This window comes from Neolewinella litorea, from assembly GCF_004803465.1.
Classification (GTDB): domain Bacteria; phylum Bacteroidota; class Bacteroidia; order Chitinophagales; family Saprospiraceae; genus Neolewinella; species Neolewinella litorea.
Genome location: NZ_SRSF01000003.1, coordinates 133,245 through 159,666 on the forward strand (window position 1 = coordinate 133,245; position 26,422 = coordinate 159,666).

The following is a 26,422-nucleotide window of genomic DNA, read 5'->3' on the forward strand; positions in this document are numbered from 1 at the left end:
TCCAGTAGCGTAATGCTGCCCAGCCAACGCAGGGCGCAAAAGTAACCATTTTCGACCGCTGCTTATTGTGAAGCCCCTCGCTGCGGCGGATCGGGGCCGCGCCGTACATTCACCCCATGCCTGAAACGCCGTCACCGCCCTGGTCCGATCTGGCCGCCCGCCTGGCGGGCGAACTGGAAACCGACGACCTTCACCGTATCCTCTACGCTACCGACGCGAGCGTTTACCGGGAGGTGCCCCGCGCCGTGGCTTTCCCCCGTCACGAGGCGGACATAATAGCCTGTGTCGACTTCTGCCGGGCGCACCGCATCCCCATTACGCCGCGGGCCGGAGGCACCAGTCTGGCCGGGCAGGCGGTCGGCTCCGGGCTGGTACTTGACGTGAGCCGGCACCTCCGCAATATAGTGGAGATCAATCCGGAAGCGCGCTACGCCATCGTCGAGCCCGGCGTGATCCGCGACCAGCTCAACGCGGCCCTGCGCCCCTACGGCTACTGGTTCGGACCCAATACCAGCACCGCCAACCGCTGCACGCTGGGCGGGATGTTTGGCAACAACAGCTGCGGAAGCACCAGCATCACCGTAGGCAGCACCCGCGAGCACGCCCTGGAAGCCCGGGTGGTGCTCTCCGACGGAACCGTACATACCCTGGGCGCCGGCGCGCGGGTGCCGGATTCCCCCCTACTCGCCGGGGTATATGGTTTCCTCGACCGCACCCTGGCCGACAATTCCCTGCGCGGACGCATCCTTAATGCTTACCCCAAAGCCGGCGTTACCCGCCGCAACAACGGCTACGCCCTCGACGCACTGGCGCGGCAGGCGCCCTACGATCCTGCCGGTCCACCCCTCAACCTCTGTGCCCTGCTGGCCGGATCCGAAGGTACCCTGGCCCTGACCACCCGCCTGAAGGTCAATATCCTGCCCCTGCCCCCGGAAGGGTCCGCGGTGGTGGCCCTGCACTTTCGCAGTATCGACGCCAGCCTGCGCGCGACCCAGCAGGCCATGCTTACCGAACCGTTCATGTGCGAGCTCATGGACGACACCATCCTCCAACTCGCCCTGCAGAACCACGACCAGCGCAGGAACGCCTCCTTCGTAGAGGGCAACCCCCGTGCCCTGCTGCTGGTGGAATACCGCGCCGCTACCGACGAGCAAGCCCTCGCGCAAGCCACCGCACTCGGCGAACGGCTCACCGAACCCGGATTGCTCGCCGAGCCCCCCTACGCGGCACCCGCGCTCGCCGGCCAAAGCCGAACCAACCAGGTATGGAACCTGCGCGCCGCCGGCCTGGGCATCCTGGGTAATATGGTCGGCGACGCCAAGGCCGTGGCCTGTATCGAAGACACCGCGGTGGCCCTGCCCGACCTGGCCGATTACATCGCCGAATTCGAGGAGCTCATGCGGGTGTACCGGCAATCGCCCGTCTTTTACGCCCACGCCGGTGCCGGAGAACTGCACCTGCGCCCCATCCTGAACCTCAAGGAGACCACCGACCGCCAACGCTTCTACGAAATCACCCGCGACGTTGCCCGCCTGGTGAAGAAATACCGCGGCAGCCTCAGCGGCGAGCACGGCGACGGACGCGTGCGCGCCCAGTTCCTCCGGGAAATGCTCGGAGAAGAAGTGTATGCCCTGCTGGTGGAGCTGAAGCGTACCTGGGATCCCGAGGGCCTCTTCAACCCCGGCAAGATCGTGGAAGCGCCCCCGATGAACGAGAGCCTGCGCTACGAAGCCGACGCATCGGAAACCGATTACCGCACGGAACTGGACTTCAGCGACGACGCCGGCCTGCTGCGCTCGGCCGAGAAGTGCAACGGATCGGGCGATTGCCGCAAACTTTCGGGGGGCGCCATGTGCCCGAGCTTCCGCGCCACGCTGAACGAAAAAGACAGCACCCGCGGCCGCGCCAACGTACTGCGCGAACTGCTTACCCAAAACCAGCACGAGGACCCCTTCACCCACCCGGCCCTGGCCGAGGCGATGGACCTCTGCCTGAGTTGCAAAGCCTGCACCAGCGAGTGCCCAAGTACGGTCAATATGACCAACTTGAAGGCGGAATACCTCTTCCAAAACCAACAAAAGGAAGGTACCTCCCTGCGCACCCGCCTGATCGCGGCCAACGAGACGCTGTACCGGCTGGGCGGTAAGGTGCCGGGACTGGCCAATGCGCTGCTCGACCTTACCGGACCCCTGGTGAAGCGAATGGCCGGTATCGCCGCCGGCCGCTCACTGCCGCGCTTCCCGGAAGAATCGCTGCGCACCTTCTACACCCGCGAGCGACCCGCAACTGAGACCGGCGGGCGGGGCCGACTGTACTTTTTCGGCGATGAGTTCATCAACTACCAGGATGTGGCCGTAGGGAAGGCGGCCCTGCGACTGTGGTGGAAGCTGGGCTACGAGGTCCTGTGGCCGGACCACGCCGGCAGTGGGCGGGCACAATTGAGCAAGGGCTTGCTGCGGGAGGCCCGACGACGCGCCACCGACAACGTCCTTTGTTTCCGCAATCGAGTGGGGGAGGACGCCCCCCTGGTCGGACTGGAACCCTCGGCCATCCTGGGCTTCCGCGACGAATACCCCAAGCTGCTGCGGGGAGAACTGCAAACCCAGGCCACCGTGCTGGGCACCCACTGCTTCACATTTGATGAGTGGCTGTACCGGGAACTCAGCCTGGGCCGGCTGGGCCCGGAAGATTTCGGTACCCGGTCCCGCCGGCTGGTCGTCCACGTTCACTGCCACGAAAAGGCAATCGGGGAGGCCGGCAAATGCGCGGCGGTACTTTCGCTGCCGCCTAACTATACGGTATCGCTCCTCGATAGCGGGTGCTGCGGTATGGCCGGTAGCTTCGGCTATGAAGCCGAGCACTACGAGGTGAGCCGCACCATCGCCGAACAGTCGCTGCTCTCCAAGCTCCGCGACCGCTTCCCGGATACCCTGCTGGTGGCCTCCGGAACCAGTTGCCGGCATACGGTCAAGGACGAACTTGGGGAACGGGCCTGGCACGCGGCGGAGATACTGCTCGACAGTTGGTAGGAAATTACACCCCTACGCGCAGCGACCAACCACGCCGCACCGATACGTAGCGAATGATCAGCACCGTCAGAATAGCCACGACGGTGCTCAGCGAAGGCAGCTGGGTGACCGATTCCAGTCCGAGATAAACGATCCCGCCGGCCAGACAGGCCGTGGCGTAGATCTCCTTGCGGAAGATCAGCGGTACCTCGTTGGTCAGTACATCGCGCAGCACCCCGCCGAATACGGCCGACACTACGCCCATGATGAGGCACACTTCCACATTGAGGCCCGCGGCCAAGGTGGTGCGCACGCCCAGCACCGTGAATACCGCAATGCCGATGGTGTCGAACAGGAACATGCTGCGCCGGAGCTTCAGGATCGTACCCCGGAACAGATATGCCGCCAGCAGCCCGCCGGCAATGACCAGAAAGTAGTGCCGGTTGGTGAGCCAACCCACCGGGAACCGGCCGATCAGCAGGTCGCGCAGTGTACCCCCGCCTACGGCCGTCACGAAACCGATGATCAGGGAGCCCACCAGGTCGAAGCGTTTATCGATCGCGGTCAGGACGCCGGACACGGCAAATACAAAGGTGCCGATAAGGTCAAGGGGATAGATCCAGTTCACGGGCGGGCTTATGAGGTGAGGTCACCCAACACCCCGTCCGGGCCGCGGGTTGCCGCTCAGTTCCAAAGCCGTATCCCGGCTAGGTTCAGGAGTAATATTCTTCGCATGATGGTTCATTTGGGGTGAGGGGAAAATAAAAAACCTACCGTACGGGAGGACCGAAGAACGTGGTGGAATATTCACCCATAAAAGGTGAAACCCCGGGCCCCAGAGGGGGGTGTCGTTCGGTGGCGCAAAGGACTATTTAAGCGCCGGCCTAACCAAGGATGTCCTGACAATTGTTACAAAAGGTACGATCCGTGTGCTGGACGGTGCTCAGGGTAGGGCGATCAAACTTCCACGACGATCTTACCCTGTGCCTTGCCGCCCTCGAGTTCGCGCAGGGCGCTGGGCAACTGCTCGAAAGAGTAGGTCTGGGACACATGGGCGCGCAGCCTGCCGTCGGCCAGGCGGGCGGCGATGGCGGCCATTTGCTCACCGTTGGATTTTACGAGGTGATGATTGAGGGCCACCGTCTTCCATTCGGCGCGCTCCTGCAGGGTATCGCTTAGGCCCGCCGCGATGGTCATCAGCCGGCCGCCCGGTTTCACGATCTGCAGCGACCGCAACAGGTGTTCTGGCCCCAGCGAGTCCAGCACCAGGTCAACCGGCTCCAGCACATCTTCAAACCGCTGCTGCTCGTAATCGACGTGTTCATCGGCACCCAGTTCGAGCACGAAGTCGCGCTTACTCCCCGAGGACGTACCGATCACGTAGGCCCCCCGCTCCCGGGCCAGTTGGACGGCGAAGTGACCGACCCCGCCACCGGCCGCGTGGACGAGTACGCGCTGTCCGGCCTGCACGTCGGCCAGTTCGTACAGGTTTTGCCAGGCGGTCAGGGCCGCCAGGGTAGCCGCGGCGGCTTCCGCGTGGCTGATCCCTTCCGGTTTCTGGGCCAGGTGCGCGGCCGGAGCCACTACGTGGGTGGCGTAGGCGCGACCGTGGCCGGGGAAGTTGACCATACCAAATACGGCGTCGCCCGGCCGGAAAGCCGTCACATCCGCCCCCACTTCGCGGACCAGGCCGGAGACATCCCAGCCCAGGATCAGGTTTTCTTGGGTTTGCAGGGAACCGTAGAGGGCCTTGCCCCGGCCGGTCTTGAAATCTACGGGATTAAGGCTGATGGCGCGCACCTCCAGCGACACCTCGTGTGCCCCCGGGGTGGGATCCGGCAGATCACGGAGCGTAAGACCGTCGGGTCCGTCGGGAGAAGTGAGGGTATAGGCACGCATAGGGGCGATATTTACGTCAGACCTCTGAAACGTAAGGCTCGGTCAGAGGTTGGCTCAGTCGCCGACCCGGCCCCGAAAGTGGTTTACGCGGGGGTCGGCGGGGTTACCCGAGGCGCGCCGGAAAACGACCAGTTGGCCGGTGTGGTAAATAGCGTCGGCCAGGGGGCCGTTGATGAGGTTCCAGACGGGGAATTCGGAATAACTAGCGCCCGCGGAAAAGCGCAGGCGTTGTTCCGCCAGCCCGGTTGCGGACTGCCCGCGGAATAGACGGCTGGCTTCCTCTAGACCGCGAAGGGTACGCTCCCGCAGTTCATTGAAGTCGCTGGTCGGTTCTCTATCTCCCCGCCCTAGGGTATCGCGGCGGGCCGCGCTGAGGATCATATCGCTGAGCCCCTGGATGTGTTCCAGGGTTTCGATGGTACTGCGTCCGTCAGAGGTTGGCCGGTACGCCAGGTCCTCATCGCGCAGTCCGTGGGTGGCCCAGTAGTACCGGAACCCCAGTGCGTCGATCATTCGGGACAGGACACTGCCGGGCGTGTAATCGGTGGGGTAGGCGGAAATATCGGCGTAGGGCAGCGTGTCGCTTTGGGCGCCGCAGCGCAGGAGCGGTACAAGGACCAGAAGAAGCAAAGGAAAGTGGCGCATCGCCCAAAGGTAGGTACCGTTGGCGAGGGTAATTCCACCCAACGGTGCATCATCAAGGGGTAACCCTGCTCCTTCCTTTACAGCTGAATCGACTGTACGGAGCCGCCGTCGACCCGGTAGTTGGCACCGACCACAAAACTGGCCAGCTCGGAACACAGGAAGGCGATTACGGCAGCCACTTCCTCGGCCCTGCCCCGGCGGTGCAGGACCAGGTGGGGGCGTTGCTCGTTGAGGAAAGTATTGACCGCCACGTCCACGCTGGTGTCGAGTTTCTTGGCGCGCTTTTCCATCATACCGTCCGTCATGCCTGTTTTGATGAAGGCCGGGGCTACGGAATTGATGCACACGCCGTCGATGGCGTACAGTTGGGCCATGCCCTTCACAAAAGTAAGCAGCGCGGCTTTGGCGGCGTTGTAGACGGCTTCGTCGGAGTAGGGCTGCGCCACGTTCTCGGAAGTGACGAATACGGCCCGGCCCCAGCCGCGCTTCCGCATGCCGGGAATAAAACTGCGGGCCATCTGTACGCCGGTCAGGAAATCAACCTCGAAGGCCTCACGGTAATCGTCGAGGCTCACCTCCTCCAGCGGATCGCCCTTGGCGCCGGTTACGCCACAGGTGTGCACCAGGATATCGATCTCTCCGGCCGCCTTGGTCACGGCCTTTACTCCTTCCGGGCGGGTGAGGTCGGCCACCACGGTGGATATTCGGTCGCCCCCGCCGAGGCGGTTGGCGGTCTTGGCCAAGCCGTCTTCGTCGATGTCGGTCAGGATCAGTCGGACCCCTTCGTCGAGGAGCAGGCGGGCGGTGGCTTCACCCATGCCGCCGGCGGCGCCGGTGATAAGGGCTGTACGGTTCTTAATCTTCAGGTCCATACTCCAGTAACCCCGCGGCAAAAGCGAGGTTCGGCTCCGGCCCTAGCGGTTGGAAAGCACGGTGTACTCCCAGGGCCCGAGTTGCCGCTGCATGCCGGGCTGTACTTCGACCTGCTGTTTGTTGAATACGTCGGTGTAGGTGCCACGGTAATCGCCCTCGCCGAGTTCGAACGATTGTGGGTCGGCGGAGAGGTTGATCATGACGACCACCCGGTCGCCGTTCTTTTCGCGGGTGAAGGCGTATATGTTTTCGTCGTTGCCGGTCTGGATCTTGACCAGTTCGCCGCCGTAGCTACCGTTCCAGAGGGCCTGGTTGCGTTCCTTGAGGTCAAAGAGCGTCTTGTAGAAATCGGCGTACTCGTAATTACCCCATTCTACTTCGTCCTTGGTGAAGAACTCGAATTGCTTGTCTACGGCGGATTCCTGCCCGGTGTAAATGAGCGGCATACCGGAGAAGGTGGCAGTCAAGACCGCAAAGGCCTTGTGGCCCTCACCCATGCGCTGGAATTCGGTTCCCGACCAGGAGTTCTCGTCGTGGTTGGAGGTGAACATCATCTTGTAGCCGCGCCGGTACTGATCGTTGTACTTTTCCAGGACCCGGTCGATATCCAGGGCTGTGGCTTTGTCTTCGGCCTTGGCCTCCTCGCGGGCGATATTGCTGCCGTCGGTGGCGGCGGCGCGGCTCGCGCCCTGGCTGCTGGCGATCTGGTTGAGCACGTGGTGCATCTCCCAACCGTAGTCCATAACGAAGGCCCCGTTATTGACGATCTCCGGCACTTCGGCTTCCGCCAGCATAAAGAGCGGCTTCATGCGGTAAAGGGAGTCGGCGGCGTGCTCGATAAAGTCTACCGGAATACCGTGGGCGACGTCGACGCGAAACCCGTCGATGTCCGCTTCCCGGACCCAGAACTGCATGGCGGCGATCATGCTGTCGCGCAACTCGGGATTGTCGTAGTTCAGGTCGGCAACGTCGGTCCAGCCCCAGCTTTCGCCGGTACCAGGATTAATGGGATCGGTGATCTTGCCGTCCTTCTTCGTGTAAAAATCGGGGTGTTCGGTGATCCAGTTGTTGTCCCAGCCCGAATGGTTGGGGATCCAGTCGATGATGGCATACATCCCGGCGTCGTGAACGGCCTCGATCATCGACTTGAAATCGGCCAGGGTACCAAAGTCGGGGTTGACTCCGGTGTAATTGGCCACGGCGTACGGACTGCCCATCTCTCCTTTGCGGTTCTTCTCACTGATCGGGTGGATGGGCATGAACCACAGCACGTCAACGCCCATCTCCGCCAGGCGGGGGATGTGGGACTCAAAAGCAGCAAAGGTGCCCTCGGGCGTGTAATGCCGCAGGTTGACCTCATAGATCACGGCATCCTTTTCCCATTCCGGCACCCGCGGCTCCACCGCCATATCGGCTACCGGCGTTTCCTCCGCGGTGCTGACTCCCAGGCCGGCATCCGTCTCGGGCCGGGGCTCGCAGGCGGTGAAAAACAGGAAGGTCGTAAGGGCGGTCAGACCAAGCGAGGGAAGGAAAGGTATACGAAGCATGACTGAAAATTGGTAAGGGAATGAGGTTGCGCGAGGCAATGAATTGGAAGGTCGGAACAGGCCCGTTGTTTGGTGGCGCAAGGTTAAATTTTTAGTCGCGGTAGGACAAATCGGCGCGAAGTTTAACTTTGTGGTTTATTAGACTAATTCCAAATAACCCCGACTTACATGGCTTCCTCCCGTCCGACCAGCGCCACCATGCGCATTCTGCACCGTTACCTGGGATTCTTTTTGGCCGGTGTCATGGCTGTCTACGCTATCAGCGGCATTGTATTGATCTTTCGCAACACCAATTTTCTGAAGCACGAAGAGACCGTGGAGCGGCAACTCGAGGCCAATTTGGAGCCGGAGGCGGTGGCCGAGGAACTGCGCCTGAAAGAAGCTACGGTGGAGCGTGCGGAGGGCGAAGTGCTCTACTTTGCGGGGGCTACTTACAACGCGGCCACCGGCGTATCCACCAAACAGGAAATGAAGCTACCCTTTCTACTGGACAAAATGACGCACCTGCACAAGGCAAATACCAAAAGCACCTTGTTCTATTTCAACATCTTTTTCGGTCTGTCGCTGCTCTTTTTCGTGATTTCGGCCTTCTGGATGTTCCTTCCCGGCGGTCGTATTCTGCAGAAGGGACTTATCTACACCGCGGCGGGGGTTGTCCTCACGCTCATCCTCTTGTTTGTGTAAGGCTGAAACATTAACCGCGGCTGTACGATTATTCCAGGTACATGGGTGAGCTAGCGGATTTTTTCTTTCACATTGACGACAGTCTGCGGCAGGCGACCTTGCTCTACCCCGTAGCCACGTATGGGCTGCTCTTTGCGGTGATCTATACGGAAACGGCCTTCTTCCCGCTGGCGCCATTCTTCCCCGGCGACGGTTTGCTGTTTGCCATTGGCGTACTCTGCGCCGCCGCGCTGCTGAACCCCTGGATCATCTTTGGCTTGCTGACGATCGCGGCTACCCTGGGGGCCTGGACCGGCTACCGGCTCGGTCACCGGCTCGGGCCCGTGCTGTTTGAGCGATTCACCTGGCTCAACCGGAAGCACTATTTCCGGGCGCATGCCTTTTACCGCAAGTTTGGAGCCACCGCCCTGTTCACCTCCCGTTTTCTGCCCATTGTCAAAGCCCTGGTGCCCTTCATTGCCGGGGTCTCGGAAATGGATGCCGCCCGCTTCGCCCGCTACAACTTTCTGAGCGCCGCCCTGTGGGTGGGCTCGCTGGTGGCGCTGGGATACTTCCTGGGCAACGTTCCCTTCGTCCGTGACCACCCGAGTTTGCTGGTGATCGGCCTGGCGGCCGTCTTCGTGACCGGCCTGGCCGTCTCGGCCATCGTCAAACTGGTACGCACGTACCGGCAGAGACGCGCAGGCCGGACAGGCTAGGGGATTAATCTCGGTCGCGCGCGATCGCCGTCAAAGTATGCCGAGGTGCAGGACGCGGCCCCCGCTGCGGTTCACCGGCATGGTGCTCTTGCCGATCACCACCCCGTCTTCTGGGGCCAGGTACTGTTCTTTCAGGCTGCCGAAGACGTCGCGCTGGGTGGCGATCAGGTCGCCGGCCTTCAGGGCCCGCAGCAGTTCGACCTCAAGGGTCAGCAATCCTCCCGTGTGGGTGTAGATCCAGTAGCTGCGCTTGCAGATTACGGGCGGAGATACAGGGGCAATAATCTCGTCGCGGGTCATCTTCAGGTAGGAGAGTACGTTGTGTACCCCTTCGGTACCATTGCGGATGAGCTGCCGCTGGTAGACGCCGGGGTTGCCCACCTCCAGCGTTACGGCCGGGATATCCAAAGCATCGGCGGCCCCCCGCAGGGTGCCGTCGCTCGGGGGATTGTGGACGATCAACTGGGGATTCTGCAAAATGGCCAGTTGGCGGGTGGTCTCCTGCGACATATCGGCCCGCACGTAGTAGGTATTCACCCGGCCGCGGCTGGCCGTGTGCAGGTCGAGCAGGAAGTCGAAATGCCGGATGACGCGGTCCATCAGCCGGAAGGCATACACCTCACTGGCGCGTCCGTTCTCCTTGCCGGGCATCACGTGGTTCAAGTCGAAACCGTCGGTATACACGCGGGTCTGCCGCAGAAAGGCCGGCACGTTGACCACCAGTACGCCCATAATTGTGCCCCGCAGTTGGGTCACGTCCAGGTCCGCAAACAGGCGCTGGATAATCCGGATGCCGTTCAATTCGTCGCCGTGTACGGCGGCGGTCACCCCCAGGGTGGGGCCATCCTCACTGCCGCGGGCGCAGAGGATGGGTACCCGGACGGGTTCCCCCAGTCCGTCGCTGATGACCCGCAACCAGTACTTCCGGATCGTGGCGGGCGGCTGGTCGATCTCTTCGAGACTCAGGATGGTGGGGATTTCGGTGTTAGCAGCGGTCATAGCAGTAGGAGAATAGTTCGTCAATGGCCTGCCGGAGAATGGGCCGGCCGGTCTGGGCTTCGGCCTGAGGAAATCCGCCGATGCTTAGCGTATTTATTTCGGAGAGCACCCGCTCGCCGAAGTCGTTGACCAGCGTATCAATGCCCGCAAAGCAGATGCCATGGTCGAGCAGGTGGGGAGTGAGTGCATCGACCATGGCCTGCTCCCGGGGCGTCACCTCGGCGGCCACCGAGCGGCCACCCTGGGCCACGTTGCACAGCCATTCACCGGGCGGCGGAATGCGCAGGGAAGCGGCCAGAATGCGACCGTTGACCACGAGGATGCGCTTGTCGCCCTCACTCACGTTCTTCAGGAACTTCATGGCCAGATAGGCGGTGCCCCCCGTGGGGAAAAGCTCCTCCACGTCCTGCTCAGGGTGGTCGACCCGCACGATCCCGTGGCCCCCGTAGGCGCGAAGCGGCTTGAGCACGATAGGGAACTCTCCCGCGAAAGCGGCCACTTCGCCGGGCGTCGCCACGAGGCGGGTCGGGGGCGTCAGGTCCGGAAAGTTGGTCAGGAAAGCCTTGGTACTGGTGGCCCGTATACCCTCGGGATCATTTACTACCAGCGGGGCGCAATCGCGCAGTCGCTCCGAGAGCCGGTTGAAAAAGCCTTCGCCCACCGGGTGGGGGAGCCGCAGCCAGACCACGTCGTAGTCGGCAGGATCAAGCTCGGAAAGCCCGTGCTGAAATCCACTGCCGTCCGGTAGGTAGCGCAAGCTTTGCTTTACGGTAAAGCCGTGCACCCGCGCGCCGCCGCCCGCAAAGAAGTCGCGGTTGACCGCATGCCCCCGACTGGCCAGATCGACCCGGGCACAACGCGGATCGTCCGCCAGGGTATTGACCAGGGCGTACAGCGAGTTTTGATCGGAGTGACCGCTGTGGTCGGTAAGGACGAGGAAAGTCAGGCGCTTCATGGAAGGATTTCGGAAAGCAGGGTGGGGTCGTCGTTCAGGCTGGAGAAGAGGCGCAGGCTGAACTTGCCCTTACTGTTGAACAGTTTTTGGGCCATCTGGTCGATGGCGATGGTGCTCAAAACCGTCTGGATGTAAGCCTCGATGAGGTCGTCGAGCCCGATCCCCAGTTTGTTGAAATCGCGGCGGTCCATCAGCAGCAGGCGGTCGGTGTCGCTCGTCCACTGGTTGTCGCCGAGTTTTTCCGAGAGGTTGGTGCCGAGCATCTCCCACGACTCGGCCGAGCCGTCGAGCTGATCGGCCAGGGGGGTGCCCGCGCGGCGGCTGTAGCAGCACAGCGGGCGGATGCCGCTTTCGGTACTGCTGACCATGAGGCGGACGTCGCTCACGTAGGTACGTCCTTTTTTGTCGGGGATGGTGCCTACGTGGAAGAACTTGCCCTCGCCCCCGGAAGAGCTCCAGTTGTAGTTGCCGATGAGGCTTTGCACGATGAAGCGCTCGTAGTCGATCGGTTCGTTCATGAATTCCTCCAGCTCCCGCGGATTGGTGATGGTGTATACTCCCTGTCCGGCGTTGCTGTAGGGCACCTTGACCACGGCCTGTCCGCCGAGTTTGGCAACCCAAAGGGGTATTTCGTCGTGGCTGACGTCCCAGATCGTTTCGGGCGTGTGGATTTTTAGGCCGTACTTCCGGATCTCCCCGTTGAACATGTCGTAGGCCTTGGCCGCCACCATCTTGTTGCGCCCGCCGGCGAGGCAGGTGACGATGGGGTTCAGGATCCGCGTTTTGCAGTTGGTGGGCAGGCGCGTCCAGGGCCGCTGGGTGACGTAGCGGAAAGCCCCCCGCAGGCGCAGCCACTCTCCCTCGTGCAGGGCAAAGAGCCAGCCGTCTTCCACCCGTAGGTTGCGTTCCGGGGCGCCGAGGTAGTCGCTTATGTAGAGCACGTCCTCCTGAAAAGCGTCGGCAATGGCGGCGGCGTACCCGCTGGCCTCCATGGGGTTCTTGTCGTAGATCACCGCCAGGCGACCGTCCTTTTTGGATTGCCGCTTTTCGACCATCGGCTTGAAGGTGCGCTCGATCAGGACCCGGTAGCCACCCTCCTCCTGGTGGTCGTCGAGCAGGGGCATCGATTTTTGTCCGGACGGGCAGCTGTTGTTCTCGATGATGACCATGCGCCGCCGCCCATGGGCCGTGGTGGCGTTGATGAGGTCTGCACCGCCCCACAGGAAAAACTTACACTGGTAGGTAAGCATCTTGCGCAATCCGTCGGGGTCCACCAGGGGGTTGAGGTGGCAATAGCGCGATACCATCCGCTCCCGGTCGAGGTTCAGGAAGAAGCTGACCATCGGGTGGATGGTGGCGTTCAGGGCCTTCGGGTACCAGTGGGCCTCGGCCTTGAAGGTACCGGGAGCGACGATTTTAACGGGCGAATTAATCAAGAGAAGCTATTGGGTTTAAGTGCGCGAACGCAGGTACGGTGCAAAGGTTAAACCGCGGGGTGATACGGTGTGTGTATTTTTGTCCGGCCCGCCAACGCAGCCGCCTTCAGCAACGTCTTCGCCGGGACCGGTGCGGTACACGCGGGGTACTTTGCCCCGAGGAACAACCCCCGCAAGGGGTGCTGCGCCGGCCTACATCAAAGAGATATGCGAAACTTACAATACCTCTTATCGGGCCTGCTTTTGCTGGCCCTGCTCGCGGGCTGCGCGGAGCGGCCGGCCACTTCCGCTACCGACGCGCGCGGCGAAGACGTCTTCATCTTCGGTTACCGCGGCGGGTTCGGGTCGGAAGCGTACTTCCGCTTCGCCGACGGAAAGCTCTACGCCGGCCGCTACAAACACCTGAGAAGCAACGAGCCGGAAAACCGCTTTAACTACGACAGCATTGCTACCCACGAGGGGAACTGGGACATGCTTGCGGACCCCTCCCTTACCCGCCAGGCCGCGACCCTCTACGGTGAGTTTCCCGCCGAAACATTCGACACCCTGCCCCGGCAGGCGTGCGATGCCCTGGCTTTCGACGGCAGCTGCCCCTACGTGGGGTGGTACCGGCAAACATCGGACGTGTATGACGACTGGCACGGCACCTACGAAGCGGTGCCCGCGGCCCGGGATTTTATGGAGCGGGTAGAAGCCCTGGTCTCCGACCTGCGCGAAGACTGAGTTCGGTAAGCCAACCACGCGAAGGGCGGTTGGCGCCGGCCGTAAGCGGGATTTGTCCAATATTGTGGCTGCCCCAGAAGGCTACGCCATGAAACCGATCCTTACCGCCCCGCTGCTTTTCCTTTCCTGTCTCCTTACCGCCCAGGGGATTGGCCTGCATCCGCCGGAAGTAAACTGGCAGCAGCTGCGGGCGGACCACGTCAGGGTGATCTTCCCCGAAGGCTACGAGAGTCGCGCCCGCCGGGTGGCGAGCCTGGTCGACCAGCTGGCCGTCAATCACCGCCGCAGCGTCGGGGACCAACTGTACGACTTCGACCTCGTACTCCAGACCCCGAACATGACGATCAACGGCTACGTGGGTTTGGGGCCTTTCCGTTCCGAATTCTTCGTGACGCCGCCGCAGGGCTTCAGTCGTCTCAGCAATACGGACTGGGTCGACTTGCTCACGATCCACGAATTCCGGCACGTGCAGCAGACCAGCAACGAACGGCGCGGCCTTACCCGGTTGGCTAGCATACTGCAGGGACAGTTGGGGTGGGCCGTGCTTTCCGGGATTGCCACGCCCAATTGGTTCACCGAAGGGGATGCCGTAGTGGCCGAAACCGCCCTGACGGCCGCGGGCCGCGGCCGGACGCCCGCCTTCAGCGGCGACCTGCGGGCCCTGCTCCGCCAGAATGTGATCTACCGCTACGCCAAGGCCCGCAACGGCAGTTTCCGCAGTCTGGTGCCGGACCACTACCGCTACGGTTACGCCATGGTCACCTACGCCCGCGAGCAATTCGGGAACGACGTCTGGAAGCCCGTCCTGCAGGAGGGGGCAGCCTTTCGCGGCCTGATTTACCCCTTCAGCCGGGCCCTGCGGCGGCGGACGGGGCTCACGACCCGCGGCCTGTACTACCGCACCATGGCTGACCTCGAGCAACTGCAAGACAGCTCGCTGCAGGTGCGCCGGCCCCTGATTGAGGGAGAAACGGTCGGCGACGCAAGCCGGCGCGATATCCGCGACTACCGCTTTGCCTTTCGGGACGGCGAGGGCCGGCTGCTCGCCCTGCGCAGCAGTTACCGGGAGCTTCCGGCCCTGGTGGAAGTGGGTCAGCGCGACCGCGTCATCACCCGGGTCGGCATTCAGCGCGAGCCCTGGCTGGCCGGCTCCCCACGCTTCGTGCTCTGGACGCAGTACGCACAAGACCCCCGCTACACCAATCAAAGTTATTCCGATCTGGTACTCTACGAACTGGCAACCGGCCGCCGGCGGAAACTTACCGAGCGGGGGCATTACCTTTCCGGAACTTTCGGACCGGATGAACGCAAGATCGCGGCGGTGTGGTTTGACCCCCTGGCGGATGCCCCGGAATTGCACCTGATCGACGTGGCCACCGGGGCGGTGGTGCAACGCCGTTCCGTGCCGGCCAACAACCTGGCCTGGCCCCGCTTTTCGCCCGACGGATCGCGGGTGTACTTCCTCGCCCAGGACTTCTCGGGCGTGGCGATCCAGTCCTGGCAGCCGCAAACCGACGAAGTGACTACCCTGCGCCCCCATTCGCCGCAGCCGGTGGACATGCTCGCGGTGGCGGCGGATGGTGACCTGCTGTTCTCCGGTGGGCGTACCGGGGTGGACAACATCTACCGCCTGGAGCCGGCTACCGGGCGGCTGGCCCAGCTTACCGACGTAGCCGTCGGGGCCTATTATCCTTACCTGGCGGGCAATGAACTCTACTATTCCACTCCGACGCCCCACGGCGAGCGGTTGCGGCGACTGGTGGTGGGAGAGGAAGGCGCGCCGGCCGGGTTCGCCGTCGGCCCACTCGCGCCCAGCATCTTTGAGCGCCCCGCCGCCTTCGCCGAGGAAGCCGTGGCGCTGGCCGACAGTCTGGTGGTTAACGACTACCCGATCCAGAATTTCAGCAATACGCTCGGAGGCATCAAGCTGCACAGCTGGTCGTTCAACGGCAGCTACGTAACGCCCGGCGTAGCGGTGGAACTTGCCAATGCCCTAAATACCGCGGACCTGACCCTGGACGGGCAGTACAACATCAACGAGGCTCGCTATTCCGGGGGCGTCACGGCCACTTACGGCGGTCTTTTTCCGGTGATCGACCTGGCCGCCCGCTACCGCGATCGCAATACGATCGCGCAGGTCGACGGGATAGACAGCCTGGCCTTCCGCTCGCAGGAGTTCAGCCAATTCACCATAGGTCCGACCGCGAGCGTGCCCCTGCAGTGGGTGGGCGGCAACCTCGTGACCACGCTGGTGCCCGCCCTGGGCTTCCAGTACTATGCTTTGCGCGACGCTGAAGAGGGCATTCTTCCGGGCAACTTCGGCAACCTCTCGGCGGGGCTGTCCTTCAGCAGCCTGTTGCGTACCGCCTTCCGACAGGTGCAGCCGCGCTGGGGGGCGCTGGCGTCCCTCACTTACGACCTGGCCCTCGGCGCGGAGGCACCCGGGGAGCGGTTGCTGTTACGTACCTCGGCCTACCTGCCCGGGCTATTCCGGACCCACGGCATTCGACTCGACCTGGACGTGCAAAGGGAGCAGGCCGAAAACCTCTACCAGTACCCGGATGCCTTCCGCTACGCGCGCGGTTACGCCGCCCCGCTTAACGACCGGGTATGGCGGTTCGGGGCCAATTATCATTTGCCATTGCTGTATCCGGACATCGGGCTGCTGGGCATCACCTACTTCAAGCGGGTCAGGCTGATCGGCTTCTACGACCTGAGCCGTTTCACGCTCGACGCGCCCCGCGAACTCAGTTTTAACGAGAACAGCGTGGGTGGGCAGCTCTACTTTGACAACGTCTGGTTGAACGCGCAACTGATCACCGTGGGGGTGGAGGCGGCCTACCGGCTCAACCGGGATTTTTTCTCAAGCGATACCGACGATCTGCAGTTCCGGCTGCTGATCAGCGGAAGTTTTTAGGGTTCTTACTAGACGTTGAGGTAGTTAATTAGGCTGTCGAAGCGCTCGCGGAGGGTGTCCTGCAGTTGCTTTTCGTTGAAACTCGCCTTGACCACGTAGTTGAAGCGCTCGAAAGTGGCGATCGTGCCACCGATATTCTGGCTGTTGAGCTTGAGGGTTACTTCGACCTGGTTGGTATCCGCCGAGCCGCGTACGAAGGAACTTAGTACGATGGCGTTGTCGCTCTCCACGATACGGGCGATCTCGGAGAGGCTGTAATCGTGGCGGCCCACTTCCAGGACCACGATGGAGCCCGGATCGCTGAAGGTGCTGGACTGGGCGAAGAAGCGGAGCAGGTCTTCGCCGGTGACCATGCCTACGTAGTCGCCGTCCCGGTTGATGACGGGAACCACCGTGAGGTTGTTGTCGACCAGTTGCCGCATGACGTCGTACAGGTGGTCGTCGGGGTAGACCGAGGGCGGCAACTGGGCCACGCGGTAAGTGGCCACGGCTTCCTCGGGGTCGGCGTCCAGGACGTCGTTCTCGGAGATGACCGATACCAGTTTGGTGCCGTCGACCACGGGCAGGTGACGGATGTAGAATTCGTTCATGATCTCCAGGGCTTCCTCGCCGGTGTCGGAGGGGCGCAAGGGTACGAGGGTATCGGTAAGGAGGAAGTCGGCAGTCATGGAGGGGGAGGGTAGCGGTTAAGGATCAGCCGAGCAGGCGACGCTTTTGGGTGTCAAACTCGACTTCGGTCAGCAGCCCCTTTTCGCGGAGACGGGCTAACCGCTGTAGTTGTTCCAGCAGCTCGTCGTGGACCACGGGGGCCGTAGGAGCTTCGGAGGTTTCGGCGGCCACCAGGGGGTCGTCGGTATTGTTGACGCGTTGGGGTTCGGCGGTGGCCAGGCGAAAGTTGTTGCGCTCGAAGCCGGGGAAGCTTTTCTGGATGCGCAGGTAGGCCAGGCTGTCGTGGTTGCGGATGCGGTCGAAGTCGTCGAAGCCAAGGGCCACGGCGCGGTCAAGGTGGTAGTACGCGCGGTCCGCTTCCTCTTCCACGGAGTAGGCGCAGGCGATGTTGAAGTGGGCGGCCACGTCGCGGGGGTTCTTGGTCAGGGCTTTCTGGAAAGCCTCGATGGCCCGCCGGTACTCGTATTCCTTGAAGTAATGAACCCCACGCTCCCGGTCGGCACGGCCCAGGTCGCGCCGCGTAGCCCGCTGGGGGGTGGGTTCGGTGCGCTGGTGGTTACGCTCCTTCGCGCGCAGCTCCCTTTCCCGTTCCATTTCGGCCCGTTGCCGTTGTCGCTCCTGGAAGCGGCGTTCTCTATCGGTCATACTGCCCGTGTTGAAGGGTGGCGCGGCGTGCCCGCTCTGGGGGGAGGTCTGCGCCAGGGGTTGGTTGTATTTAAGGTCGAACTCGCGCTGGTCCATGGACAGCAGCGTAATGGCATCGATAATGCCGAAGATAGCCGCCAGCGAGATAAGCATGATGGTAAAGGGACTCGGGCCGGCGGAGAGGGCGAGCACGAAAAAGAAGAGGTGAGCCATACCGAGTCCTTTCTGGCCGAGGTAAAAGCGCTGGAGGCCGACGATGCCCCCGAAAAAAGCCAGTATTGCCGCGATCGTCTTCTCTTTCATCTCACTCTTGGAAACGGACAAACGCTGGTTTTCGTTCTGGCTTAATCGCCAAAAATGCGGCAGGTAAGTATGGTTAGGTCGTCCGGATACTCATTGTCCTGACGGAATTCTTCCAGCTTGGCCAGCAGGTTCTCGTTGAAGACCTTGGCGGAGCGGTAGTATTGTCGGCGGGCGAACTGATAAAGGATCTCTTCCTCGAATGGCTCCCCGGCAGCGCTCTGCAAATCGGTCAGTCCGTCGGTGTAGGTAACAATGAGCGCCTGGGGCGGCAGGTCCACCACGCCTACCTCCAGCATGGGCAGTTCGTCCATGGAGCCGAGCACCGTGGTGCCCTTGGAGAGGAGCTGAAATTCGTTCTCGCTCACCAGCACGGCGGGTGGGTGGCCGGCGTTCACGTAGCGCAGCTGGTGCACCTCCCGGTCGTACTCGGCCACGAAGAAGGTCACGAAACGCTCGCCATCCGTGATGCGGAATACGCTCTCGTTGATCTCGGTCACGAAATCGTGCAGGTCGGTACGCTTGCGTATGAGCGTATGGAAGTTGGCCTGGAAATTGGCCATCAACAGGGCGGCGCTGACTCCCTTGCCGGTAAAGTCACCGATGCAGAAAACCAGTTTGCCGTCCACAAACTCCCGAAAATCAAAGTAATCGCCGCCGACCCCAAGCTTGGGACGGTAGATGGCGCTGAGCTCGTAGTGGTCGTTGGCGGGCAGGTCTTTCGGGATGAGCATGCCCTGCACCTTGGCACCCAGGTCAAGATCGGCCTCCAGTCGCTCCTGCTCGATCTGCCGCCGGAACAGTCGCTTGTTCTCGATGGCTACCGCGATGACGTTGCTGATGGTGGTGATGATCTGCACCCGCTCGTACATGTCCTCCTCATCGCTGAAGCTGCCAATGAGAATGAAGGCGATGGGCCGCTCCTTGTGCAGCACGGGGATCACGTGCTCGAACTGACTGAACAGGGGGTGGTCGGGATCGTAGACGGTCACCGTTCGTTTCAGTTGCTGCAATTCCTGCCCGTAATCGATGTCGGGGGGCAACTGGACGTCCTCCAATCCGAGGGAGGTAGCCATGCGCCACGACTCATCGTGGTCGCTGTGGCGTACGAACAGCGCCATCTTGTTCACGCCCAGTTCCTGCCGGAGGAAGGCCCGGTACATCTGGAAGAGGTCGTCGGCGGAAACGTTGTTGTTGATGGCCTGCGTCATCTGCAACAGCCGCCGTACCTGTAGCTGGCGCAGGTGGAGCTCGCGCTCCAGACGGTTGATGCGGGTGAGAGGTTGTGACATGGCGGTAAATATAGCTTACGGAGCGGGGCTGCGGGTGTTCTCCCGGCGCAATTTCACGGTCCGCACGGCGGGGGAGGGGTCAGCGGGGCATCAGGCGCAGGAGCTCGTCGATCTGTCGCTGGTGGTAGGGTTCGTCGAGTGCGCGTAGTACGTGACTTTTCTCGAAATCGGTAAGGTGGAGCGAAACGGAGGTGCTCAGTGGGTCGTCGGCCTTGGGCTGGTAATTGAAGCGAAACAGGTGGAAGCGGTCGGGACCCAGGGAGCGGAAGAGGCCGGCCAGCAGTTCCTCCTGGTCCAGGATCTGTAGGCCCAGGATGTTGCCGGCTACGCCCAGCGGACTGAACAGACCTGAGATCACCCCCCCGCGCCCGTCGTCGGCGATGCGCTGGTCGCGGAAGGCGCTGATCTGAATGAGGATTACGCCCGACGTATTCTGCTCGATCCAGTCCTCGAAAACGTGAATGAAGCGTGCAGCGGAGGCGATACCATAGTTGTCGCGATAACCCGCGTCCATGAGCCGGATCAGGGGTTCGGTGGGCAGGTTTACCTGTGGCAGTACGTAGGGGTAGGAGGCACTGGCGCGCAGGGCCGAACTGAGGCGTAGGCTGTCGGCCTCCTGCCGCCGCAGCAGCCTGCCGAAATCGACCATGTCGGGCAGCAGCCGGACCCCGCGCGTGTCGGTCACCGGCGGGGCCATCATGTAACTGACGCCCTGGGGGGAGATGACCATCCGACGGCCGTCCTCCACAATGCTCGGCGTCACGAATAGCAGGGGTACCTCGGCGGTCCGCTCCGGTTCGCGGTATTCCACCAGGGGCCGGTTGAGCAGTTGGCTGGTCGCCCGGTTATACGCCTGCTCGAAGGCGTAGCCGCGGTCGCGGCGGTAGTATTCGTCCCCGACCCGCACCCGCCGGAAGGGCAGGAAGATGTCGTTGCTGACGATGGAAAAGGCGGTGGGGTTGAGCAGGTCGGTGCTTACGTGCTCCAGCCGCTGCAGGTGCTCGCCGGTGAAGGTGGCGCGGTCCAGGTAGGACTCGCGGAGATAGGCAAGCCCCAGAATCCCGCCGCTGGCACCGGTGATCAAGGCCGTGGACCGCAGCAGGCGGCCCTCGCTGCAGGCTTCGATGCTCTGCACCAGATGCGTGGCCCAAAGCGAGGCGGTAAGTCCGCCCCCGCTGGCGCAGAGGATGACCAGTTTCGGCCGCTCGGTGGGTTGCTTGTCGCGCCAGCGGTCGAGGATGGCCGTCGTGTTGGCCCTGTCCTCGGCCAGTGCCGTGGGCTCGTAGAGTGAGCGCAGGGTGTCCAGAGAATAGGTGGCGTGGCTGTCGTAGCTGAGGCCGTAGGCCTGGTTGCCGTGGTCGAAGAAGGGGGTGCTGGTAAGGAAGTTGACCAGGAAAAGCAGCATGATCAGCAGAGGAAACCGCCAGGCGGCGAACCAGTAGCTGACGGCCCCGATGATGGAAACGAACAGGCTGAAGAGGATGAAAAAACTGGCCCCCGCCGGCAGCTGGAAGGCGGGCCGGTCGACCAGTACCCCCAGCACCACCAGGATACCGATGGAGGCGAACTGCAGGATCAGGGCGTTGAGGTGGTTCTGGCGGAAGATGTTGCGCAGCAGGGCCGTATCGTAGTGGGCCACCGAGCGTACGCGCTGCACCCGCAGGTTGGCGTTGAGGTAGAACCGTACCTGGAAGGGGTTGTCGTACTGATTGACCAGCTGGGGCCCCAGCGGGGTGCCGCGGTAGGGCCGGTAATCCGAGAAGCCGGGCCGGCTCGGTCCCTGGTTGGGCGGCGGATCGCGGTAGCCGGTGTAGTAGTGGATGTCGCGGTTGGTCAGGTTGAAGTAGATCGCGTAGAGGAACAGGCTGAGGGTGAGTCCGACCGCCAGTCCCGAAATGCCTTGCACCTGCGTCCCCGCCCCTTCAGCCAGGCGGTGGAAGCGCACCAGTTCCACGCAGTAGGTGATGAAGAAGGCCAGCGGCAACAGGGCGTTGTTGAGGCAGTACTTGAAGAAGGGCCGCGACAAACTGGCCAGGAAATTGAAGTAGCCGCCCAGCAGCAGGTAAGTGCTCAGGTTCCAGGTCATCACGAAAAAGCCGAAGGCCAAGCCGACGATCACGAAGGAGAAATAGTCCGACCGCCCCAGGTACTCCGGGTCCAGGAAGAGGTACTGCAGCCCCAGCCGCGGCCCCAGTGCCCCGCTCATCATCAGCAGCAACAGAAGCCACATCGCCAGCAGCAGGTAGTGCGTGCGGAAGTGCAGCAACAGCAGTTGCACCGGAAAGGAACGGTAGATGTTGTAGAGGGCTGTGCGCATGCCGCAGCAAATTACCGTTATATTTGCCGCCCGCAAATCCTCCCCCGGACATCCCACACCCCGCCCCCACTCCCGCCCGCCTCGCTACCCGGCTCACGCCCCAGGGCGAACGCATCCTACGCTCCGGCCATCCCTGGCTTTTCGACGGGGCGGTGGAGGCCGTCAAGGGGGAAGGCCGTCCCGGTGACCTGGCCATTGTCTTCGACCGCAAAAAGGACCGCTTTCTCGGCGTGGGGCTGCTCGATCCCGCCTCGCCCATCCGCATCCGGGTGCTCCACCAGGGTGGACCGGTGAAGATCGACACCGCCTTCTTCGCCGACCGCATCCAGGCAGCGCGCAAACTTCGCCTGCCCCTGCTCAAGAAGAACACCAACGGCTACCGCCTCATCCACGGTGAAAACGACGGATTGCCGGCCCTGGTGGTTGACGTTTACGCCAGCGTGGCCGTCGTGAAGCTGTACAGCCCGATCTGGTTCCCTTACCTGGACGAACTGCTGCCCCTGCTCCAGCGCGCCGCCAAGGCCGAGACCGTGGTTCTGCGCCTGGCGCGGGTAGTGGATTCGCTGGGAGAGCTCACCGACGGAGCCGTGCTGGCCGGTACACTCCCGGACCCGGAGATAATATTTCGGGAGCACAACCTCGAATTCCTGGCCCACGTGGCCGACGGGCACAAAACGGGCTTCTTCCTTGACCACCGCCACAACCGCAAGCGGGTGGGGGAGTTGTCGGAAGGGCAGGACGTGCTCGACGTATTCAGCTACGCCGGCGGCTTCAGCGTTCACGCCCTGGCCGGTGGTGCCTACCGGGTCGTGAGCCTCGACATCAGCGCGCCCGCCCTCGAGGTGGCTCGCCGTAACGTGGCCCTCAACTTCGGCCCCGACCCCCGCCACGAAATCCTGGTTGGCGACGCCTTCCAGGAACTGGAGCAACTGGCCCGGCGGCGGGAAGAATTCGGGGTAGTGGTGGTCGATCCGCCCAGCTTTGCCAAGCGCGAAAAGGAAGTGCGCGGCGCCCTGGATGCCTACCGCCGCATCAATACCCTGGCCGTACCGCTCGTCAAGCCCGGCGGGATTCTCATGGCCGCTTCCTGCTCCTCTCGCGTGAGCAACGACGACTTTTTCGGCACGGTGGAGAAGGTGCTCAAGCGCAGCGGCCGCGGCTACCACTCGCTGGAGCGCAGCTTTCACGACGTGGACCACCCCATCGGTTTTCCGGAAGGGGCCTACCTCAAGGCGGCCTATTACCGACTAGACTGAACCCGAACCCAGGCGGCCGCCGTACATGATTGCGGACCCGATGATTCCTAGCCCCATGCGCCTTCACCTGATCATTCCCGTAGTCAACGAGCGTAAAAACCTCCAACGGCTCCTGCCGTACCTGCTGGACGAACTCGCCGGCCGTGGCACCATCACCGTGGCCGACGGCGGCAGTACCGACGGAACGGAAGAGTATCTGGGGCGGCAGGCGCGGGTCCAATACCTGTCGTGTAGGCAACGCGGGCGGGCCCAGCAGATGAACGAGGCGGCCGCACTGGATACGGCGGACTACGACGTGATGTACTTCGTCCACGCCGACACAAGACCGCCGGCGGGCTTCTACGCCGACATTCGCCGCAGCGTGGCGGCCGGACACCCCGTGGGCTGCTACCGCTTTCGTTTCGATTCCGCGCACCCCCTGCTGGCGATCAACGCCTTCTGTACCCGCTTCAACGGACTGGCCTGCCGCGGCGGCGACCAGTCGCTGTACCTGACCCGCGAAGCCTGGGACGAGCTGGGTGGCTTCAACGGCGAGATGCAGATCATGGAAGACTACGACATCATCCAGCGGGCCTGGGAGCGCTTTCCCTTTCGGGTAATACCCCGCGCCGTGACGGTCTCGGCCCGCAAGTACCGCGCCAACAGCTGGCTGCGCGTGCAGCTGGCTAATCTGACGGTATTCCGTATGTACAAAAAGGGGGCCCCGCAGCGGGCGATGGTTGAGGAATACCGCAGGCGACTGCGCCCCTGGTAGGTACCCCGGAACGGGTCATTTGGACCCATTACGCGAGCACTCCGTGGGCAGGTAACAGCACCGGGCAGTGGTACCCGCGCAGGCGGCTTTTGCGCCTTTGTCAGGCACCCGCGACCGCGCCCGATAAGACCTTTTTCGGGGGGCAAATGCTTAGGAAAGCTGGCACAATTTTTGTACTTTTGTAGCTATGACAGTAAATAATGAGCTGGCCTCAAAAGGGAACTACGGTGCGGATAACATCACCGCCCTCGAAGGGCTCGAAGCCGTCCGCAAGCGCCCCGGTATGTACATCGGCGGCACCGACACGCGCGGCCTTCACCACCTGGTATGGGAGGTGGTCGATAACTCCATCGACGAACACCTCGCCGGCTACTGCAGCCGGATCGATATGATCATTCACCCGGACAACTCGATCACCGTCAAGGACGACGGTCGGGGCATCCCCGTGGGCAACCACGCCAAACTTGGCAAGAGCGCCCTGGAGGTGGTCATGACCGTCCTCCACGCCGGCGGTAAATTCGACAAGGATACCTACAAGGTGTCCGGCGGTCTGCACGGGGTAGGCGTATCCTGTGTGAACGCCCTGTCGAGCCACCTCCGCGCCACCGTCCACCGCGACGGCAAGATCTACCAGCAGGACTACAGCGAAGGCAAGCCGCAGAATGAGGTACACGTGGTGGGCGAGGCCGAGAAATCCGGCACCACCATCAACTTTACCCCCGACGCCACCATCTTCGAATCGCTCGTCTACAAGTACGAGACGCTGGCCAACCGCATGCAGGAACTCGCCTTCCTCAACAGCGGCCTGCAGCTCAGCATCACCGACGAGCGGCAGATCGGCGAGGACGGCAAGCACGTCCGCAAGGAGTTCTACAGCGAAGGCGGCCTGGCCGAGATGGTCAAGTACCTCGACGAAGGCAAGCAAGACCTCATCGAGGAAGCCATTTACGTGAAATCCAAGGAGGACAACGTAGAGGTCGAGGTGGCCATGCAGTACAACACCACCTACCAGGAGAACATCTACTCCTTCGTAAACAACATCAAGACCCGCGAGGGCGGTACGCACGTCAACGGTTTCCGCCGCGCCGTCAACCGCCTGTTCACCAAGTACGGGGAGGAGAACGGACTGTTCAAGAAACTGAAGTTCAAGGTCAGCGGTGAAGACTTCCGTGAGGGCCTCACCGCCGTGGTCTCCGTCAAGGTACCCGAGCCCCAGTTCAAGGGGCAGACCAAGGGTGAGCTCGGCAACAGCGAGGTGACCGGCATCGTGAGCCGCGCGGTCGGCGAGAGCGTAGGCCACTGGCTGGAGGAGAACCCCGACCAGGCCAAGCGGATCATCGACAAGGTGATCATAGCCGCCACCGCCCGCCACGCCGCCCGCAAGGCGCGCGAAATGGTGCAGCGCAAGAACGTCCTCACCGGCACCGGACTGCCCGGCAAGCTGGCCGACTGCTCCAACAAGGACCCCGAAGGCTCCGAGATCTACCTCGTCGAGGGCGATTCGGCCGGGGGTACCGCCAAGATGGGCCGCAACCGCGCCTTCCAGGCCATCCTGCCCCTGCGTGGTAAGATCCTCAACGTGGAGAAGGCCATGGAGCACAAGATCTACGAGAATGAGGAGATCAAGAACATGTTCACCGCCCTGGGCGTGAGCATCGTGGAGGGCCAACACGGCGAACGGGTACTGAACCTGGAGAAGTTGCGCTACCACAAGATCATCATCATGTGTGACGCCGACGTCGACGGCAGCCACATCGTGACCCTCATCCTGACCTTCTTCTTCCGCTACATGCACGCGCTGGTCGACCAGGGCTACGTCTACATCGCCCAGCCGCCCCTCTACCAGGTGCGCCGCGGCAAACAGTTCCGCTACTGCTGGACGGAGGAGGAGCGCCGCGAGGCCATCGCCAACTACAGCAAACACGAGAACGACGGCGCCGTAAAGGTGCAGCGCTACAAGGGTCTCGGTGAGATGAACGCTACCCAGCTCTGGGAGACGACCATGGACCCCGACACCCGGATGCTGCAGCGCGTCACCATCGAGGAAAGCTCCGAAGCCGACCGCGTATTCAGTATGCTGATGGGCGACGAAGTACCCCCGCGCCGCGCCTTCATCGAGGCCAACGCCAAGTACGCCAAGGTGGACGTGTAGTTCCGCCTACCCGCTGCGGCAAAAGAAAAGCCCCGACACGGTGTTCCGTGTCGGGGCTTTTTCATTCGATTTTAGTGCGACGAGCGCTTATTCCAACTCGCGGGTCGCCTCGAAGAGGAACCACGTCCGCCGTTCGGTGGCGTTGATGTAGTCCTCGAGTAGGCTGGCACCGCCGATGTCATCGGCTTCTTCGCAGATACCGTGGGCCTCGCGCAGGTTGTGAGCCATCTTCTTGTTCTCTTCCATCAGGTCGAGCAGCATATCGCGGGGGTGAACCTGGGCGTTGTCGTTGTCCTGTACCTTCTGCAGCTTGGCGATCTGGCCGATACTGGTGATGGTGTTGGCGCCGAGTTTCCGCACGCGTTCCGCCAGGGGATCTACGGTGGTGATCAGTTCTTCACTCTGGTCGTCGAGCATGCGGTGGTAATCGCGGAAGTTGCGGCCCGACATATGCCAGTGGTAGTTCTTGGTCTTTACCCACAGGGCAATCAGGTCAGCGACCAGTGGATTGAGGGCCTTGGCCACCTTTTCGACGTTCTTCGGGTCGAGGTCGGTGGGGGTGTTCAGTTCTTTTTTCTTAATGTTGTTACCGGGTGACTTGGTCATGGATTGTTTATTTGTGTTACTCTATCACAACGGGAAGCCCCCTGACC

Annotated in this window: 21 protein-coding genes; 8 read left to right on the forward strand and 13 right to left on the reverse strand. The window is 62.5% G+C overall.

The genetic code is table 11. From position 1 onward, the window contains the following. Window positions 1-116: 116 nt before the first annotated feature. On the forward strand, window positions 117-3,029 hold the full coding sequence (locus E4021_RS08990; protein WP_136458537.1) for an FAD-binding and (Fe-S)-binding domain-containing protein: 2,913 nt from the start codon (window positions 117-119) through the stop codon (window positions 3,027-3,029). A gap of 4 nt (window positions 3,030-3,033) precedes the next feature. On the opposite strand, the gene E4021_RS08995 is transcribed toward E4021_RS08990, so the two are convergent. The 5 genes from E4021_RS08995 to E4021_RS09015 form a co-directional block, all read right to left on the reverse strand. Continuing rightward, window positions 3,034-3,636, reverse strand: coding sequence for a trimeric intracellular cation channel family protein (locus tag E4021_RS08995; RefSeq protein ID WP_136458539.1), 603 nt, complete (start codon window positions 3,634-3,636; stop codon window positions 3,034-3,036). Window positions 3,637-3,965: 329 nt separating this feature from the next. Next, on the reverse strand, window positions 3,966-4,907 hold the full coding sequence (locus E4021_RS09000) for an NADP-dependent oxidoreductase (RefSeq protein WP_136458541.1): 942 nt from the start codon (window positions 4,905-4,907) through the stop codon (window positions 3,966-3,968). Window positions 4,908-4,961: 54 nt separating this feature from the next. Continuing rightward, entirely contained in the window at window positions 4,962-5,552 is a 591-nt protein-coding gene (locus E4021_RS09005) for a DinB family protein (protein ID WP_136458543.1), read from the reverse strand. Window positions 5,553-5,629: 77 nt separating this feature from the next. Next, complete coding sequence (locus E4021_RS09010; RefSeq protein WP_136458545.1) at window positions 5,630-6,424, reverse strand: SDR family NAD(P)-dependent oxidoreductase; 795 nt, start codon at window positions 6,422-6,424, stop codon at window positions 5,630-5,632. Between the two features lie 42 nt (window positions 6,425-6,466). Then, a complete protein-coding gene (locus E4021_RS09015) occupies window positions 6,467-7,972 on the reverse strand; it encodes an alpha-amylase family glycosyl hydrolase (protein ID WP_136458547.1) in 1,506 nt (501 codons plus the stop codon). Window positions 7,973-8,140: 168 nt separating this feature from the next. Here E4021_RS09015 and E4021_RS09020 point away from each other — a divergent pair, with 168 nt between their 5' ends. Both E4021_RS09020 and E4021_RS09025 read left to right on the forward strand, forming a co-directional pair. Then, window positions 8,141-8,656, forward strand: coding sequence for a PepSY domain-containing protein (locus E4021_RS09020; RefSeq protein ID WP_136458549.1), 516 nt, complete (start codon window positions 8,141-8,143; stop codon window positions 8,654-8,656). Window positions 8,657-8,697: 41 nt separating this feature from the next. Continuing rightward, window positions 8,698-9,354 carry a DedA family protein gene (locus tag E4021_RS09025; protein WP_136458551.1) on the forward strand — a complete coding sequence of 219 codons (657 nt, stop codon included), beginning with the start codon at window positions 8,698-8,700 and terminating at the stop codon, window positions 9,352-9,354. A 30-nt stretch (window positions 9,355-9,384) separates the two neighbouring features. On the opposite strand, the gene E4021_RS09030 is transcribed toward E4021_RS09025, so the two are convergent. Genes E4021_RS09030 through E4021_RS09040 form a run of 3 tightly spaced genes read right to left on the reverse strand, consistent with a single transcriptional unit; the run spans window position 9,385 to window position 12,744 of the window. Continuing rightward, entirely contained in the window at window positions 9,385-10,353 is a 969-nt protein-coding gene (locus E4021_RS09030) for a succinylglutamate desuccinylase/aspartoacylase family protein (protein WP_136458553.1), read from the reverse strand. After that, window positions 10,340-11,308, reverse strand: a complete 969-nt coding sequence (locus E4021_RS09035; RefSeq protein ID WP_136458555.1) for an ATP-grasp domain-containing protein — start codon at window positions 11,306-11,308, stop codon at window positions 10,340-10,342. Before E4021_RS09035 ends, E4021_RS09030 begins: the two co-directional genes overlap by 14 nt. Beyond that, on the reverse strand, window positions 11,305-12,744 hold the full coding sequence (locus tag E4021_RS09040; protein WP_136458594.1) for an ATP-grasp domain-containing protein: 1,440 nt from the start codon (window positions 12,742-12,744) through the stop codon (window positions 11,305-11,307). The genes E4021_RS09035 and E4021_RS09040 overlap by 4 nt, the downstream gene beginning before the upstream one ends. Before the next feature lie 207 nt (window positions 12,745-12,951). On the opposite strand from E4021_RS09040, the gene E4021_RS09045 reads away from it, so the two are divergent. Continuing rightward, entirely contained in the window at window positions 12,952-13,467 is a 516-nt protein-coding gene (locus E4021_RS09045) for a hypothetical protein (RefSeq protein ID WP_136458596.1), read from the forward strand. Between the two features lie 88 nt (window positions 13,468-13,555). Beyond that, window positions 13,556-16,384 carry a TolB family protein gene (locus tag E4021_RS09050; protein ID WP_168797538.1) on the forward strand — a complete coding sequence of 943 codons (2,829 nt, stop codon included), beginning with the start codon at window positions 13,556-13,558 and terminating at the stop codon, window positions 16,382-16,384. A gap of 8 nt (window positions 16,385-16,392) precedes the next feature. On the opposite strand, the gene E4021_RS09055 is transcribed toward E4021_RS09050, so the two are convergent. The 4 genes from E4021_RS09055 to E4021_RS09070 all read right to left on the reverse strand — a co-directional run bounded on the left by E4021_RS09055 (window position 16,393) and on the right by E4021_RS09070 (window position 21,607). After that, entirely contained in the window at window positions 16,393-17,052 is a 660-nt protein-coding gene (locus E4021_RS09055; protein ID WP_136458600.1) for a CBS domain-containing protein, read from the reverse strand. Between the two features lie 25 nt (window positions 17,053-17,077). Next, the gene (locus E4021_RS09060; RefSeq protein WP_136458602.1) at window positions 17,078-18,022 is read right to left on the reverse strand and encodes an NINE protein; all 945 of its coding nucleotides are present in this window, start codon (window positions 18,020-18,022) and stop codon (window positions 17,078-17,080) included. 20 nt (window positions 18,023-18,042) lie between these two features. Further along, entirely contained in the window at window positions 18,043-19,290 is a 1,248-nt protein-coding gene (locus E4021_RS09065) for a PP2C family protein-serine/threonine phosphatase (RefSeq protein ID WP_136458604.1), read from the reverse strand. Between the two features lie 79 nt (window positions 19,291-19,369). Further along, window positions 19,370-21,607 (reverse strand): patatin-like phospholipase family protein, encoded by a 2,238-nt coding sequence (locus E4021_RS09070; RefSeq protein ID WP_136458606.1) that lies wholly within the window; start codon window positions 21,605-21,607, stop codon window positions 19,370-19,372. 23 nt (window positions 21,608-21,630) lie between these two features. On the opposite strand from E4021_RS09070, the gene E4021_RS09075 reads away from it, so the two are divergent. The 3 genes from E4021_RS09075 (at window position 21,631) to gyrB (ending at window position 25,769) form a co-directional block, all read left to right on the forward strand. Further along, the gene (locus E4021_RS09075) at window positions 21,631-22,863 is read left to right on the forward strand and encodes a class I SAM-dependent rRNA methyltransferase (protein WP_246050259.1); all 1,233 of its coding nucleotides are present in this window, start codon (window positions 21,631-21,633) and stop codon (window positions 22,861-22,863) included. Between the two features lie 55 nt (window positions 22,864-22,918). After that, on the forward strand, window positions 22,919-23,617 hold the full coding sequence (locus E4021_RS09080) for a glycosyltransferase (protein WP_136458608.1): 699 nt from the start codon (window positions 22,919-22,921) through the stop codon (window positions 23,615-23,617). A gap of 187 nt (window positions 23,618-23,804) precedes the next feature. Continuing rightward, window positions 23,805-25,769, forward strand: a complete 1,965-nt coding sequence (gene gyrB / locus E4021_RS09085; RefSeq protein WP_136458610.1) for a DNA topoisomerase (ATP-hydrolyzing) subunit B — start codon at window positions 23,805-23,807, stop codon at window positions 25,767-25,769. Between the two features lie 87 nt (window positions 25,770-25,856). Here the strand turns inward: gyrB and E4021_RS09090 are convergent, their stop codons facing one another. Then, window positions 25,857-26,375, reverse strand: coding sequence for a Dps family protein (locus E4021_RS09090; protein ID WP_136458612.1), 519 nt, complete (start codon window positions 26,373-26,375; stop codon window positions 25,857-25,859). Between the last annotated feature and the right edge of the window lie 47 nt (window positions 26,376-26,422).